Genomic DNA, 15,717 nt, shown 5'->3' with positions numbered 1-15,717 from the left:
TCCCGCCTTCCTGCGTGCCGTGCTGACAGGCAAGGACAACTTGTGCCCAGCGTGGCAGAAGAACGCCTCACCCCTGGCTTTTTACTGTTTTCGGCTGATATTTTTCCTGCTGTTGCTGTCACACCCTTGCTCCCGGTTTTATCGCCGGAGATGCAGCCTGCTGGCGATTTGCGGGCACCGGTTAGCATGAAGGAGAGTGCTTTGACCCCGAGCAATACCGACGCAGTGCTGACCGATGCCGGAGCCAACTGCGCCAAGGAAGCCATTCATATTCCCGGCAGTATCCAGCCTCACGGCTTCATGCTGGTCTTCGACGAGTCGTCCAGTCGGGTGGTCCAGGCCAGCGAAAACGTCCATGACTGGCTCGGCCTGCCTGCGGCCGAGCTGCTCGGTCTGACGCTGGAGCAAGTGCTGGACAATGCGCCGCTGGTGCAGGCGCGCCTGGCGCAGCTGGCGGTCGATGTACACAACCCGTTCCATATCGGTGACGTGCGCTTCCTGCTGGGCACTCGCCGCGAGCGACCGATCGCGATGATGGCGCATCGCTACGATCAGGTGCTGATCGCCGAGTTCGAGCCGGCCAGCGATGTCATCGCCGCCTATGGCAACTTCTATCCGCTGGTACGCAGCTTCATCGGGCGCTTGCAGGAGGCCGAGAGTGTCGAGGCGCTCTGTTGGCGAGCGGTCGAGGAGGTCAAGCGGATCACCGGGTTCGGGCGGGTCATGGCGTACCGTTTCGATGCCGAAGGCAATGGCCTGGTTCTGGCCGAGCAGGCCGACGCCGGCTATCCGCGCTACCTCGGACTGTGCTTTCCGGCCACCGACATTCCGCAGCAGGCGAGGGCGCTGTACTGTGCGAACCGCATCCGCGTCATCGAGGATGCCAACTACCAGCCTTCGCCGCTGACACCGGCGCACAATCCGCTGACCGACCGGCCGCTCGACCTCAGCTTTGCCGCGCTGCGCAGCGTTTCTCCCGTGCACCTGCAGTACATGCGCAACATGCAGACCCTGGCATCGATGTCGATTTCCATCGTGGTCAATGGCCAGCTGTGGGGGCTGATTTCCTGTCACCACGCCGAGCCGCAGCCCGTCGGTTTTCAGACGCGCACCGCCTGCGAATTGCTCGGTAGCGTACTGTCGTTGCAGGTCGAGACCAAGGAAACCCACAACCGCTCGCAACGCCTGCTCGGCTTGCGTCGCCACATCGTCCAGTTGCTGTCGGCCATGGCTGATCGTGACAGTGTCAGCGGCGGCCTCCTGGCGTTGCCCGATGTCTTCACGGATTTTGCCCACGCGCATGGCGCCGCCATCATTTCCGCGACCAGTTGCGACCTGCTCGGGCAGACCCCACCGCAGGCGCTGGTCAACGCCCTGGTGCACTGGCTGGCGCAGCGTGGCGGTGGTGAGGTGTTCCAGACCGACAACGTCAGCCGCGATATCGGTGAGCTGCCCGAACTGGGCAAGCATGTTGCCGGGGTGCTGGCGGTGGCCATTTCCGAGCTGCACTCGCACTACCTGGTGTGGTTCAAGTCCGAACAGGCGCGCACGGTGGAGTGGGCCGGCAAGCCGGAAAAGACTGTCGGCCCAGGTGGTGCACTCAACCCGCGCAACAGCTTCGAGAGCTGGCAGGAAACCGTCAGGGGTCATTCCAGCCCCTGGGACCCGATGGAGGTCGAGGGTGTCGCCGAGCTGCGCACCGCAGTCCTCGGCATCGTCTTGCGCAAAGCCGAGGAGCTGGCCCAGCTGGCCGGGGAGCTGAAGAAGTCGAACAAGGAACTGGAGGCTTTTTCCTACAGCGTTTCACACGACCTGCGGGCGCCGCTGCGCCACATCGCCGGCTATGCCGAACTGCTCGGCGAGTTCGAGGGCGGCAAGTTGTCCGAGCGCGGCGTGCGCTTCCTCGAGCACATCAGCGAGTCGGCGCGTTTCGCCGGCACGCTGGTAGACAACCTGTTGAGCTTCTCGCAAATGGGCCGCGCCGCGCTGCACCTGTCGGATGTCGACCTCAATGCGCTGGTCGAGGCGATACGCACCGAGATGCTCCCGGACTACGAAGGCCGCCCGCTGGAGTGGGTGCTGCAACCGCTACCGAAGGTGGTCGCCGATGCGGCCTTCCTGCACCTGGCGATGCGCAACTTGTTGTCCAACGCGATCAAGTACACCCGCGGTCGCGAGCCGGCGATCATTGAAGTCGGCGCTCAGGATCTGGGCGATGAAATAGCCGTGTACATCCGCGACAACGGGGTCGGCTTCGACATGAGCTACGTCGATAAACTGTTCGGCGTGTTCCAGCGCCTGCACCGCATGGAAGAATTCGAAGGCACGGGCATCGGCCTGGCCAGTGTGCGCCGGATCATCGAGCGCCATGACGGGCGAGTCTGGGCGGAGGGCGAGCTGGAGCGCGGCGCGACCTTCTATTTCGCCCTGCCCAAACGTGACCGTAACGCAACTGCTTGAGCGCAGAGAGAGCCCCTATGCTGAAACCGATTCTTCTCATCGAGGACAATCCCCACGACCTCGAGCTGACCCTGGTGGCGCTGGAGCGCAGCCAACTGGCCAACGAGGTGATCGTCCTGCGTGACGGCGCCGAGGCGCTGGATTACCTGTTCCGCCGCAAGCAGCACGCCGATCGCCCCGAGGGCAATCCGGCGGTCATGCTGCTCGATCTCAAGCTGCCCAAGGTTGACGGTCTGCAGGTGCTCAAGTCGGTGCGCGAGACGCCCGAGCTGCGCAGCATCCCGATTGTCATGCTGACCTCCTCGCGCGAGGAGCCGGACCTGCTGCGTGCCTACGAACTGGGGGTGAACGCCTACGTGGTCAAGCCGGTCGAATTCAAGGAGTTCGTCTCGGCGATCTCCGATCTGGGCGTATTCTGGGCCGTGCTCAACGAGCCACCGCCCGGCTCGCTGCGTCTGCAGCGCCGCCCGCAATCGTGATGCCCGCACGAGCGCATGCTCGGCGGCTTCACTGCTGACCGTACAGGGACCGACCACGAGTCTTTATGCCCCTCAAACCGTTGAAACTGCTGTTCGTCGAAGACAGTCCGCGCGATGCCGAGTTGGCCTTGCTCACGCTCGAGCGCAACGGCCTGCAGGTCGAGCCCACGCTGGTCTACAACCATCAGGGCGTGGAAGAAGCGCTGCAGCATCAGCAGTTCGATCTGATCCTTTGTGATTTCATTCTCCCCGGGTCTTCCGGCTCGCAGGCCTTGCAGGTCGCCCAGCGGATTGCCCCGAAAACCCCGCTGATCTTCCTCTCCGGCGTGTTCGGCGAAGAGCATGCCGTGGACATGATGCGCCTCGGCGCCATCGACTACGTGCTCAAGCAGAACCTGCAGTTGCTGCCCAAGGCGGTGAACCGGGCGCTGGCCGAAGTGCACGAACGCCGGCGCCGGCTTCAGGCCGAAGAGGCGCTGCTGGACGTGGAAGTGCGTGCGCGTCTGGCGCTCGATGCCGCACGCATGGGCATGTGGGACTATCAGCTGGACAGCGGCACGCTGATCTGGGATGAGCGCTGCAAGGCGCTGTACGAACTGCCCGCCGACAGCGCCATCGACGTCGGCACCTTTCTCGAGCGCTGCCATCCGGACGACCGGCCCCACGTCGAGCACAAGATGACCGAGGCGCTGGCGCACGACAGCGGCAATGAATACCAGGCCGAGTACCGCGTGGTGCTGCCCGATGGCCGCGAGCGCTGGGTACAGGCCAGTGGCCGGGCGTTCTTCGAGGATGATCGCTGTGTGCGGTTCATCGGCGTGATGCAGGACGTCAGCGAACAGAAGCACACCACCGCGGCGCTGCAGCGGCTCAACGAGCTGCTCGGCGAGCGGGTGGAAAAGCGCACCCGTGAGCGCGACCGCACCTGGGAACTGTCCCGAGAGCTGCTGGCGGTCATGCGTTTCGACATGACCCCGATCGCCCTCAACCCGGCCTGGGAAGACACCCTAGGCCGCCCGCGACAGCTGCTCAGCCAGGATCAGCTCTGGCATCTGGTGCATCCCGAGGACATCGAGGCCACGCGCCGCGAGACCGCTAGTGTCGCCGATGGCAACGTCTCCACACGCTTCGTCAATCGCATGCTGCACGCCAATGGCGAGTACCGCTGGCTGTCGTGGACCATCGTTCCCGATGAGGGCCTGATGTACGCCGCGGTGCGCGACATCACCAGCGAGCGAGCGGTGGTCGACGAGTTGGCGGCCACCAACCAGCGTCTGCGCGAGCAGGTCACCGAGCGCAAGCGCGTCGAGGCGACCCTGGAGCAGATGCAGCGTCTGGAGGCGGTCGGTCAGCTGACCGCAGGCGTGGCGCACGACTTCAACAACCTACTGACGGTGATCCTGACCAGTGCCACCTTCCTCGAGCGTGATTTTCAGCGCGGCAGCTTCGAGCGCAGCCTCGGTCGCCTGCAGAACATTCGCGAGGCGGGCGAGCGTGGCGCCAAGCTGACCGGGCAGCTCCTTTCGTTCTCGCGTCGTCAGCGCCTGGAACCGGTGCCGGTCAACCTCAATGACACTCTCTACGGCATGATCGAGATGCTCCAGCGCACCCTCGGCGGTGCGATCTGGATCGAGACCTGCACCGCGCCGGACCTGTGGCGCGCGCTGGTCGACCCGACGCAGACGGAAATGATCATCCTCAACCTGGCGATCAACGCTCGCGACGCCATGAGCAACGGCGGCGCGCTGCGCCTGTCGACCAGCAACGAGGTGGTCGAGCGCAAGCCGCAGCGCCCGGAAGACCCCGAGCCCGGTCCCTATGTGGTGCTGTCGATCCAGGATACGGGCAGCGGCATGAGCGACGAAGTGCTGGCCAAGGCCTTCGAGCCGTTCTTCACCACCAAGGAAGTCGGCAAGGGCTCGGGCCTGGGGCTGGCCCAGGTGTTCGGTTTCGCCAAGCAGTCTGGTGGCGGCGTGAGCATCGTCACCGAGCGTGATCGCGGCACCGTGGTCAGGGTCTACCTGCCGTGCATCCGTGACGCGGTGCCGGATGCGTCCGAGCCGCTGTACCTGTCGACCCGGCCGGCGCCCAGCGGGCCGCAGAAAACCATCCTGCTGGTCGACGACGACGCCAATGTGCGCGACGTGACCGCCGGCCTGCTCGACCTGCTCGGCTACCGGGTGATCGAGGCAGACAGCGGGCAGGAAGCGCTGGAGCGCATCGACGAGCAGGTCGACCTGCTGCTGACCGATTTCGCCATGCCCGGCATGAATGGCGCGCAGCTGGCCGGCGCAGTCGCCGAGCGTTTCCCCGAACTGCCGGTGATCTTCGTCACCGGTTACGCCGAACTGGGTGGCCTGGACGCCGAAGACCGGGTGATCGTGCAGAAGCCGTTTCGCGACGACGAACTGGCGAACAAGCTGCACGCCGCGCTCGAAGGCGCCAGGCAGCGCGACGCATGAGTGTGCGCACACTGCTGCGTGAAGCCGGCGCACCCTGGCATGCGCGTGTCGATGAGGCCTATTCGGCCTACCCGCTGGATCATCGCGACGGTTACCGCGACTTCCTCCTCGCCCATGCCCAGGCGCTGTGGTTACTGGAGCCCGCGCTGGAAGCAGCGGCTATCGATGTGTTGTTGCCCGACTGGGCCATGCGTCGCCGGCGGCATGCACTGGATCAGGACCTGATCGCGCTGGATGCCCGGCGTCCGGCGACCGGCGCCACGCTGCAACTGCCGACGCATTCCTCGCTGCTCTGGGGCCTGGCCTATGTACTCGAAGGTTCGCGTCTCGGCTCGCGGGTGCTGGCTGCTCGCGTCGAACAGGCCGACTGGCCCGGTCACCAGAACGCGCTGAATTACCTGCGCCATGGCCAGGAGGCCGCCTTGTGGCCGCGCTTTCTCGCGCGCCTGGAAGAGCAGGCCGCCATGCTGGATCGCCAGGCTTTGATCGAGGGGGCGGAGCAGGGGTTTGCCATCTTCCACGCCGCGGCGCAGGCGGAGTCCACGAGCGTCGCAGACATTCCTGCCTGACGGTTTTTCGCGCCATCCCGGTACCTGTACAGCGAAACGGCAGGCCCGCTCATTCGCTGGGCAAACGCAGGCGCTCGGGTTTCCACCAGGTGGGTAGCAGGCGGCGGGTGGCGGGCTGGTTGAAGCGGTCGTCGAGCAGGTAGATCACGCCCTGGTCCTGCGGGGTGCGGATCACCCGGCCGGCGGCCTGCACGACCTTCTGCAGGCCGGGGTAGAGGTAGGTGTAGTCGTAGCCGTTGCCGCCCTGGCTGCCGAACATGGCCTGCATGCGCGTCTTCACTTCTTCGTTGATCGGGCTGACCTGCGGCAGGCCGAGGGTGGCGATGAAGGCGCCGATCAGGCGGTTGCCGGGCAGGTCGATGCCTTCGCCGAAGGCGCCGCCGAGCACGGCGAAGCCGATGCCGCGCGAGTCGCTGCGGAAGTTGGCGAGAAAGCCCTCGCGATCGCTTTCACTCATGCTCCGCGACTGCACCCACAACGGGATCTGTGGATGCTCGAGGCGAAAGCGCTCCAGCACCTGCTGCAGGTAGGCATAGCTGCTGAAGAACGCCAGGTAGTTGCCGGGCTGGGCATGAAACTGGCGAGCCATCACCTGGCTGATCGGGCGCAGGCTGGCGTCGCGGTGCTGGTAGCGGGTCGACAGGTTGCTCACCGCGTGAACCTGCAGTTGCGTGGCCTGGAAGGGCGATTCAACATCCTCCCAGCGGGTATTCTCCGGCAGGCCGAGCAGGTCGGCGTAGTAATGCGCCGGGCTCAGTGTGGCGGAAAACAGCGTGCAGCTGTGCGCGGCGGCGAAGCGCGGGGCGAGGAACGGCGCCGGCACGATGTTGCGCAGGCACAGAGTCGACAGCGCGCGCTTGCCGGCGTCGGCGTGGCGGGTGATGTCGAACAGCGAATGCGGCCCGTAGGCTTCGGCCAGGCGGCAGAAGAGCATGGCGTCGAGGTAGAAGCGCAGCAGGTTGGCGTCGTTGCCGCTGGGCTGGTCGGTCAGGTGGTCGGTGATCGCGGTGACGGCCTTCTGCACGGTGGCGATGAACAGGTCGGGCACGCTCGGGTAGATCTGGTAGGGCACCTCCTGATCCCGGTGCAGCTGGTTCCAGTGCCGGGCGATGCGCTCCAGCGGGCTCTTCAAGGCCGCCGGGGCGACCTTGCGCACGGCATTGAACGTGGCCTGGTCGAGTTCGGCGGTGTACATGCCGCGGCCGCGCTCGATGAGGTTGTGCGCCTCGTCGACCAGCAGCGTCACGCGCCAGTCGTTGAGCTGGGTCAGGCCATGCAGCAGGGCGGCCATGTCGAAGTAGTAGTTGTAGTCGCAGACCACCACATCGGCCCAGCGGCACAGCTCCTGACTGAGGTAGTACGGGCAGATCTGGTGGGCGAGGGCGACGTCGCGCACCTGTTCCTGATTCAACCAGGCGCGCGCCAGGGCCGCCTCGCGGGCTGCGGGCAGGCGGTCGTAGAAGCCCTTGGCCAGCGGGCAGGCGTCACCGTGGCAGGCCTTGTCCGGGTGCTCGCAGGCCTTGTCGCGGGCGACGTGTTCGAGCACACGCAGGGGCATGGCGCTTTCCTGGCTGCGCAGGCTGGCCAGGGCATCGAGCGCCAGGCGCCGGCCCGGGGTCTTGGCGGTGAGGAAGAACAGGCGGTCGATCTGCTGGCCGGGAAACGCCTTGAGCTGCGGGAACAGAGTGCCGAGGGTCTTGCCGATGCCGGTGGTGGCCTGGGCCATCAACGAGTGGCCGTCACGTGCGGCGCGGTACACCGCTTCGGCCAGCGGACGCTGACCCTGGCGAAAGGTCGGGTAGGGAAAGCGCAGGTGTTCCAGGCTCTGGTCGCGCGCCACGCGGTGGGCGCTTTCCTGTTCGGCCCAGGCAATGAAGCGGCTGCATTGCAGGGTGAAGAAGGCCTCCAGATCCGCCGCGGCGAAGCGCTCGCGAAACACCGTTTCCTTCTGTGAGATGACGTTGAAGTAGACGATTGCCAGGTCGATCTGCGGCAGCTGCAGTTCGGCGCAGAGCAGCCAGCCATACACCTTGGCCTGGGCCCAGTGCAGCAGCCGGTGGTTCTGCGGAATGCGTGCGACATCGCCGCGGTGGGTCTTGATCTCTTCCAGCAGGTTCAGTGCCGGGTCGTAGCCATCGGCGCGGCCGCTGATCAGCAGGCCGGGGTAGGTGCCGCGCAGCGGCAGTTCGGCGACATAGCCGGCGCCACGGCGGCCGACCACCGTGGCGTGCCCGGCCATGCCTTCGGCCGCGGTGGGCGCGGGGGTGAAGCGCAGGTCGAGGTCACCCTCCTTGGCGGTGAATTCGCAGAGAGCGCGTACGGCAACGCTGTAGCTCATGCCTCGGCCCACTGCACGTAGCAGACGTCCACCGGCATGCCGTGCTCGGCGCAGAAGGCCAGCCAGCGACGCTGGTTGTCCTGCAGGCGGTCGCCGGGGCCCTTGACCTCGATCATCCGGTAGCGGCGCTGTTGCGGCCAGAACTGGATCAGGTCCGGCATGCCCGCGCGGTTGGCCTTGAGGTCACCGAGCAGGCGCTGGAACCAGGCCTTGAGATGAGCTGCGGGCAGGCACTGCAGGGCCTGTTCGAGCAGTTCTTCGCTGAGCAGATCCCAGTAGACGAAGGGCGACAGGGTGGCGAATTTGTCGCGGTAGGTGCTGCGGATCGTGTCTTGGTAGGCGGAGGAGTCGAGACGTTGCAGGCACGCGGAAAACAGTGGCTCGCGGCGGCTGGCGAAGTCCGGGCTGAGCAGGTCGACCGGCCCGGCGTGGAACGGGTGGAAGAAAGCCCCTGGCAGCGGGGCGAAGATCGCCTCCCAGCAGAGCAGGCCGAACAGGCTGCAGACCAGGCCGTTCTCCACGTAGTGCACCGGCCCCTGTTCTTCGTGCAGGTGAGCGAGTACGGCGTACTCGACGCTGCCTTGCTGCGGGCGCGGCAGGCACAGGTCGATGCGTGGCGGGCTGCCGGTTGCACTGCGCTTGCGCGGTGCGCCACCCAGCTGACGTGCCAGGCGCTGCGCGGCGCGTTCGACCAGCTGCGCTTCGGCGGCGCTTTCCGGCGCAGCGAGGGCCGTTGCGGCCAGCTCCCAGGCCTGCTGCCAATGGCCGCTGCGCTCGAGCAGGCGCACCTGGCGTTGGCGCGAACCGGCGTAGGGCGTACGCCGGTACAGCGCCAGGGCATCGTCCAGCGCGCCGTCGCGCTCCAGTTGCTGAGCCAGGCGGAACAGCAGCTTGTCGTGGCGGGCTTGCACGTAGGGATTGGCGCTGGCGAAGTCGCCGATCAGTTCGACCACCTCGGCGACCGCCAGGCCCGCGGCGAATTGCTCGCGACAGCGCCACAGGTGCAGGTAGCCGTCGAGGTCTTCGCGGCAGCGAAAGCCGCGCGAGTCACTGCCCAGCGGCACCTGCTCGTAGCGGAAGATACCCAGCTCGGCGAGGACGAACTCCGACCAGTCCTGTTGCAGATTGCCGAAGAACAGCAGGCGCAGGCGGTCGCACAGCTCACCCAGGGTCAGGCTGTACAGGCGCTCATCGACCAATGCCGGGCACCAGGCGGAGAAGGGTTGCTGGATGCCGTGGTGATCGGCGAGATGCTCGAACAGCTCGCTCTTCTTCCGCGACACAACCGCCAACTGATCGCGAAACTGCAGCACCACTTCGTCCTTGCGCAGCAGGGCGAACAGTTCGCTGAAGGGCAGCGGCTGGTCATTGCTGAGCCAGCCCAGGGCCAGCAGCGGCGCGGCAGCCTGTTGCACGCAGCCGATCTCCGCATAGTGCAGCTTGCTCGCGCGAAAATGCGGGCCCTTGCGCATGATCAAGCGCACCAGCAGGGCCTGCGCGGCGGTATCGAGTTGGCGGAAGCAGGTGATGAAGTGGCGCTCGTCGGCATCGAGCAGGTCGTCGTAGCGTTCGTCGATCCAGGCGAGCGCGGTGAGGAAGTTGCTCAGGTAGTAGAAGCTGGGATCGAGCGCAGGCGGCATGGGAGTCCGGCAACTGTTTTTATATACAGTTAAAGGATGCGCGGAGCGGCTGGCGACTGCAAGCCCGAGGCGATGAGCCGTCGTGCTGGGGAAGCGCTGCGCCAGTGGCTAGGGCGTGAGGCGTTTCTCCTCGGCCAGCAGCGCCGGTGCCTGCCAGGTGCCGTCGATGACCGGGTCCTGCGGCAGATACAGCCGCAGCAGACCGTAGAAGGCACCATTGGGTGTCGGCAGCCAGTTGCTTTCCTTGGCGACGCCGGGTGACTGGTTCTGCAGGTACAGGGTCAGGCCGCCATCGGCGTCCATCTGCAGGCGATCGAGCTGGCGAGAGCTGATCTGGTAACGGCCCAGCGGATTTTCCACCAGGCCGCGCGTGCGTGCGTCGTACAGCGTCAGGGACCAGAACGCGTGCGTCGGTGGCAGCTGGCCGGGGGCGAAGCGCAAGGTGTAGGTGCGGGGGCCGGCGTTCAGCGGCTGGCCCTGGCTGTCGCGCAGGTAGCCGCGGTAGCTGAGCTCCTGCGGGGAGTCGCTGAAAAGCCCGAGCCTGGCACCGGCATAGCGGCGCAGATAGTCGTTCTGCAGTTGCTCGCGGTTGCCGTAGTAGCTGCCGCTGGGGAGGCCGGCATTGTCGTCGGCCATCTGCAAGGCGGCGAACTCCGCCTTGGCATTGGCGATGCCGGTTTGCAGCGACTTCAGCTGGCTGGCGCTGAGGCGGCTTTCATTGAAGGTCAGCCCGCGCCCGACACCGATCCGCGAGAAATCGCTCATCAACTGGGCTTCGCTGGGATGCTGCGCGGCGAAGCCCAGCATGAAGTTGAGAAAGCGAAACAGTGAGGGGCTGTCGCTGGTGTCGACGGAAGGCTCCGGCCAGTCGACGGCGGGCACGTTGGGAATCACCGAATTTCCGAGGTAGTTGCTCAAAGGGCGCAGGGTGTAGCCCTGCTGGATCTGTCGAACCCGCAGCAGGTCGGTTTCGCCGAGCAGCTGCGTGCGATAGAGCGCATAGACGAGGTTGCTCTCGCTGCGGATGACCTGGTCGACGCTGCTCGGTACCTCGCCTTGCCAGTATGGCCCGGCAATCAGGAAGACCCCGCCCTGGTTGCCCGTGGTGCGGGTGCCGAGGTAGGCGAAGTTGTGCGTATAGAGGTCGATCAGTTGCACTGAGTAATAGCGGCTGTCTTCGATCGGCGGCAGCGTCAGCACCAGGGGTTCGGCGCGCAGGTCCATCCAGGCGAAGGAGGGCGCGGTGTCCAGGTTCGGCGTCGACAGGCTGTTGTCGCGCGGCGTGTGGAGCCTGGCGGTATTGCCGATCTGGTTGAGCGGCGCCTTGAAGTTGGGGTTCTGTTCGTCGAGGGCTTCGCTGTAGAGCGTCTTGTAGAACTCGACGACGGGAAAGCCATACAGGTAGGCCTGCTTGGCGAGCATCCGCGCATCGGCGCCTTGCGCGGTGAAGTCGGCATGCGCCGCGCCTGCCGGCAGAAGCAGGGTGATGCACAGGGCGATCAGGCGTTGGCGGAGCGGTACGTGCATGCGCAGATCCTTGGTTTGACGTGCGGCACCCGAAGCGTGCTGGCGCATGCTGTCCTGCGCGCGTACTGGTTGGATCATCGGCGACTCCTGCTTGGTTCACCTTTCGTTGCGCTAGGCGAAAATCGGCCACGGGGCGGCACAGCCCGAGCGCTTGCCGGACTGAATGAACGGTAGCAGCGATCGAGGGTACGGTCAGATGAATGGCGCGGCTTCGGGATGGCCAAAAAGGGACGGGTAGAAACGAAAAAACCGGCCTGTGGGCCGGTTTTTTCTGAGCTATCCAGCCGTCGAAACAGGGCTGGATATCGGGATATGGTCGGAGCGACTGGATTCGAACCAGCGACCTTCTCGTCCCGAACGAGACGCGCTACCAAGCTGCGCTACGCTCCGAGGAATGGCGCGCATTGTACCGAAAAAGTTTTGCCGCACAAGGGGTTAGCGGGAACATTTTGCCCGGCGGCGGCCACCTCCGTGTGGCGCCAGGGCCCGTCGCTACAGGCCCTGGTTCGCGATCAGAGTTCCTTGACGGTACGCACCTGATCCTTGTTGACCTTGGTTGCCTTGCCGTCGAGTTGTTCGAACTCGTAGAAGCCCGAATCGGCGTCGTATTCGGGGTTGTCCACGGTCTGGATTTCGCGGCCGTCGGTCAGGGTGATCACGCTGGGCGTGGCGCAACCGGCGAGCAGTCCAAGGGCGACGACGAACATGAGAGGGGACAGGATCCGTGGCGGCATCGGGTGACTCCTTGCAGTAGAAAGTACCCGCCTCTGACGGGCATGACGAAGGCAAGTTCCCCGCGGGCCGGTCAGCGTTCGCTCGCGGCGAGCAGATCCGGTGTGTTCAGGTTGGCCAGGCGCGGATCATCCTCCGCGCAGTCCAGCGCCAGCGTACCGAAGGCCAGCAGTGCGCGCCGCGGGCTACGCTCGCCGGCCTTCCAGGCCTGCTCCAGGGCCGCGAGGAGGTGCGTCGGCAGCAGGCAGAAGAGCGGCTCCCACTGCGCGCCCCGGCGCACCATCACGGGCCTGTCCGGATTCGCAGCGGCGCGCTCGTGCAGTGCCTCGAGCAGCGACAGGTCCAGTAGCGGCGCATCGCAGGGCAGCACCAGCAAGGCAGGGTGCCGCGCCACGGCGAGGCCGGCGAGAATGCCAGCGAAGGGGCCGGGGAAACCCTCTTCACGGTCGCCGACCAGCTGATCGGCGTAGTCCTGATAGCGTGCCTGGTTGCGGTTGCAGGAAATGATCAGGTCGTCGCTCAGCGGTCGACAGAGTGCATGCAACTGCGCGATCAGTGGCTGCCCGCGCCAGGTCAGCAGGCCCTTGTCCTGGCCGCCCACACGTAGCCCGCGACCACCGGCGAGAAGCAGGATGGAACTGGCGAAAAGCGGCTGGTTTGGCGGGCTGGCGAGGGGCATGGCGGCGCTCTGTCTGGGGCCTGTGATATAACACCGGCCTGTTTTCGCCACAACCGGATAACGCCATGAGCCACAAGGCCGAGGCGGCTTTCGTGCCGCTGAATATCGCCGTTCTGACCGTCAGTGACACCCGCACGCTGGAGACCGACACCTCCGGCCAGCTGTTCGTCGATCGCCTCAGCGCTGCGGGTCATCAACTGGCCGCGCGGGTGCTGCTGAAGGACGACCTGTACAAGATTCGCGCACAGGTCGCGACCTGGATCGCCGAGGAGCAGGTGCAGGTGGTGCTGATCACCGGTGGCACCGGCTTCACCGCGCGTGACAGCACCCCGGAAGCGGTGCGTTGTTTGCTCGATAAACAGGTGGATGGCTTCGGCGAGCTGTTCCGGCAGATATCCGTGGCCGATATCGGGACTTCCACCGTGCAGTCGCGTGCCCTGGCCGGGCTCGCCAACGGCACCCTGGTGTGCTGCCTGCCGGGCTCCACCAATGCCTGCCGTACCGCCTGGGACGGCATTCTCGGCGAGCAGCTGGATAGCCGCCATCGCCCCTGCAACTTCGTCCCGCATCTCAAAGCCGCGTCGGCGTGCGAGAGCCGCGGATGAGCGAGTCGGCATTGCTGCCGGTCGAGGCAGCGCTGCAGCGACTGCTGGCACTGGCCGACGCCTCGCCGATCACGCAGATACAACGCGTGCCGCTGGCCGAGGCCGATGGCCGCGTGCTTGCTACGGCGCTGATTTCCAGCCTGGACCTGCCCCCCTGGCCGAATAGCGCGATGGATGGCTATGCCCTGTGCCATGCCGACTGGCACGGTGAGCCCTTGCCGGTCAGTCAGTACATTCTTGCCGGCCAGGCGCCGGACGCCCTGCAGCCGGATACCTGCGCACGCATCTTCACCGGTGCGCCGCTGCCGGCGGGGGCGGACACCGTGGAGATGCAGGAAAACGCGCAAGAGCTCGACGATGGCCGCGTGGGTTTCAGCGAGCTACTGCTTGTCGGGCAGAACGTGCGACCGCAAGGCCAGGAAACCCGTGGTGGTGATCGCGTGCTGGAGGCCGGCACGCGCCTGGGGCCAGTCGAGCTGGGGCTGGCGGCGTCGCTCGGCGTGGCCAGCCTGGATGTACGGCGCAAGCCGCGGGTCGCGGTGCTGTCCACGGGCGACGAACTGGTCGAGCCCGGCCAGGCTCTAGGCCCCGGGCAGATCTACAACAGCAACCGCATGCTGCTCTGTGCCTGGCTTCGGCGCCTGGGCTGCGAGGTGGTGGATGCCGGCATCCTCGCCGATGACCTGGCGAAGACCCGCGCGGCACTGGCCGACCTGGCGGATGTCGACCTGATCCTCTCGACCGGCGGGGTTTCGGTGGGCGAGGCGGACTTCCTTGGCGAGGCACTGCGCGAACAGGGTGATATTGCCCTGTGGAAGCTGGCGATCAAGCCCGGAAAACCGCTGACCTGTGGCCACTACAATGGTGTGCCGGTGCTCGGCCTGCCAGGCAACCCGGCCTCGACCCTGGTCACGTTCGGCCTGCTGGCGCGGCCCTATCTGCTGCGTCGCCTGGGTGTCGCCGAGGTTGAGCCGCTGACGCTGCAGGCCCCGGCAGGATTCACCTGGAACAAACCCGGCAAACGCCGCGAATACTTGCGTGCCCGACTTGAACGGGGCCGCGTCGTGCTCTATCCCAATCAGAGCTCTGGCGTGCTGCGCAGCGCCGCCTGGGCTGACGGCCTGGCCGTGGTGATGGAGAACGGCACTCTCGCTGAGGGCGACAGTCTGAGCTTTATTCCAATGAGCGAACTGCTGGGTTGATCCGCAGGAGAAGGGCATGGCTGAGCGCAAGGCACTACTGATTCTGCATGGCAAGCAGGCCCTCAACGACGAGGTGCGTATCGCGGTGATGGCCCAGCGCGATGCGGGCTGGGAATTGGCTGTACGACTGACCTGGGAGGCGGGGGATGCCGCGCGCCTGGTCGACGAGGCGCTGGCGGCCGGCTACCCGACGATCATCGCCGGTGGCGGCGATGGCACCCTGCGTGATGTCGCCGAGGCCATGGCGCTGGCTAAGGGCGATGCCAGCCTGGTGCTGCTGCCACTGGGGACGGCCAACGATTTTGCCCGTGCTGCTGGTGTGCCACTGCCGCCGTCGGAGGCCCTGGCGTTGCTCGATCAGGAGCCGCAGCCGGTGGATGTCGGCGAGGTCGATGGCCAGCTGTTCCTCAATATGGCCACCGGTGGCTTCGGCTCGAAGATCACCGCCAACACGTCGGAAGACCTGAAAAAACTGCTGGGTGGTGCGGCGTACCTCCTCACCGGGTTGACCCGCTTCCCCGAGGTGCACTCGGCGTTCGGACGCTTCAGCGGGCCGGATTTCTCCTGGGAAGGCGATTTCCTCGCGCTGGGTATCGGCAATGGTCGCCAGGCCGGCGGTGGGCATGTGCTGTGTCCGCAGGCGTTGGCCAACGACGGTTTGCTGGATATCTGCATCGTGCCGGCGCCGCAGGACATGGTCGGCACCCTGGGTACCTTGCTGTCGGGCGGCATCCTCGGCCTGGAATCTGTCTCCGTGCACGCGCGCCTGCCGTGGGTCGAGGTCGAGGCGGCCGAAGGGCTGGACATCAACCTGGATGGCGAACCGCTGGAGGGCACCAAGCTGCGCTTCGCCGCGCGGCCGGGGGCCCTGCGTGTGCACCTGCCGGCGGATTCGCCGCTGCTGCATGCGAGCGCCGGCGAGGTCGCGGACCAGACTGGTGCCCCCGAACGCACTGGGGCATGATGGCGCCTGGCCATTCAGCATTCATTTAGCCCGCAACTGGCCGATACACTGGCTAGACTC

The 15,717-nt window shown here is 66.1% G+C and carries 12 protein-coding genes and 1 tRNA gene; 7 read left to right on the top strand and 6 right to left on the bottom strand.

What is annotated here, in order from left to right; translation table 11 throughout:
- Nucleotides 1-186 precede the first annotated feature (186 nt).
- From IB229_RS02055 to IB229_RS02040, 4 genes are all read left to right on the top strand, one after another.
- Complete coding sequence (locus tag IB229_RS02055) at nucleotides 187-2,460, top strand: ATP-binding protein (protein ID WP_192324467.1); 2,274 nt, start codon at nucleotides 187-189, stop codon at nucleotides 2,458-2,460.
- A gap of 17 nt (nucleotides 2,461-2,477) precedes the next feature.
- The gene (locus IB229_RS02050) at nucleotides 2,478-2,939 is read left to right on the top strand and encodes a response regulator (RefSeq protein ID WP_192324465.1); all 462 of its coding nucleotides are present in this window, start codon (nucleotides 2,478-2,480) and stop codon (nucleotides 2,937-2,939) included.
- A gap of 65 nt (nucleotides 2,940-3,004) precedes the next feature.
- Nucleotides 3,005-5,401 (top strand): hybrid sensor histidine kinase/response regulator, encoded by a 2,397-nt coding sequence (locus IB229_RS02045; RefSeq protein ID WP_192324463.1) that lies wholly within the window; start codon nucleotides 3,005-3,007, stop codon nucleotides 5,399-5,401.
- Nucleotides 5,398-5,970, top strand: a complete 573-nt coding sequence (locus tag IB229_RS02040; protein WP_192324461.1) for a biliverdin-producing heme oxygenase — start codon at nucleotides 5,398-5,400, stop codon at nucleotides 5,968-5,970. Before IB229_RS02045 ends, IB229_RS02040 begins: the two co-directional genes overlap by 4 nt.
- 49 nt (nucleotides 5,971-6,019) lie before the next feature.
- On the opposite strand, the gene IB229_RS02035 is transcribed toward IB229_RS02040, so the two are convergent.
- From IB229_RS02035 to mobA, 6 genes are all read right to left on the bottom strand, one after another.
- Nucleotides 6,020-8,308, bottom strand: coding sequence for an ATP-dependent DNA helicase (locus IB229_RS02035; RefSeq protein ID WP_192324459.1), 2,289 nt, complete (start codon nucleotides 8,306-8,308; stop codon nucleotides 6,020-6,022).
- Nucleotides 8,305-9,948: a VRR-NUC domain-containing protein gene (locus IB229_RS02030; protein ID WP_192324457.1), complete on the bottom strand. Its 1,644-nt coding sequence runs from the start codon at nucleotides 9,946-9,948 to the stop codon at nucleotides 8,305-8,307. The genes IB229_RS02035 and IB229_RS02030 overlap by 4 nt, the downstream gene beginning before the upstream one ends.
- Nucleotides 9,949-10,056: 108 nt before the next feature.
- Nucleotides 10,057-11,475 carry a DUF1254 domain-containing protein gene (locus IB229_RS02025; RefSeq protein WP_192329195.1) on the bottom strand — a complete coding sequence of 473 codons (1,419 nt, stop codon included), beginning with the start codon at nucleotides 11,473-11,475 and terminating at the stop codon, nucleotides 10,057-10,059.
- A 313-nt stretch (nucleotides 11,476-11,788) separates the two neighbouring features.
- A tRNA-Pro gene (locus tag IB229_RS02020) sits at nucleotides 11,789-11,865 on the bottom strand.
- A gap of 122 nt (nucleotides 11,866-11,987) precedes the next feature.
- A complete protein-coding gene (locus IB229_RS02015; protein ID WP_192324455.1) occupies nucleotides 11,988-12,209 on the bottom strand; it encodes a YgdI/YgdR family lipoprotein in 222 nt (73 codons plus the stop codon).
- A gap of 71 nt (nucleotides 12,210-12,280) precedes the next feature.
- Nucleotides 12,281-12,886: a molybdenum cofactor guanylyltransferase MobA gene (mobA, locus tag IB229_RS02010; protein ID WP_192324453.1), complete on the bottom strand. Its 606-nt coding sequence runs from the start codon at nucleotides 12,884-12,886 to the stop codon at nucleotides 12,281-12,283.
- Between the two features lie 65 nt (nucleotides 12,887-12,951).
- On the opposite strand from mobA, the gene moaB reads away from it, so the two are divergent.
- Genes moaB through yegS form a run of 3 tightly spaced genes read left to right on the top strand, consistent with a single transcriptional unit; the run spans nucleotide 12,952 to nucleotide 15,657 of the window.
- A complete protein-coding gene (gene moaB, locus IB229_RS02005) occupies nucleotides 12,952-13,491 on the top strand; it encodes a molybdenum cofactor biosynthesis protein B (protein ID WP_192324451.1) in 540 nt (179 codons plus the stop codon).
- Complete coding sequence (glp, locus tag IB229_RS02000) at nucleotides 13,488-14,693, top strand: gephyrin-like molybdotransferase Glp (RefSeq protein ID WP_192324449.1); 1,206 nt, start codon at nucleotides 13,488-13,490, stop codon at nucleotides 14,691-14,693. Before moaB ends, glp begins: the two co-directional genes overlap by 4 nt.
- A 16-nt stretch (nucleotides 14,694-14,709) precedes the next feature.
- Entirely contained in the window at nucleotides 14,710-15,657 is a 948-nt protein-coding gene (gene yegS / locus IB229_RS01995; protein WP_192324447.1) for a lipid kinase YegS, read from the top strand.
- Nucleotides 15,658-15,717: the final 60 nt, after the last annotated feature.

The sequence above is a fragment of the Pseudomonas sp. PDM14 genome (assembly GCF_014851905.1).
Classification (GTDB): Bacteria; Pseudomonadota; Gammaproteobacteria; order Pseudomonadales; family Pseudomonadaceae; genus Aquipseudomonas.
This window is presented reverse-complemented; position numbering and strand designations above follow the sequence as displayed.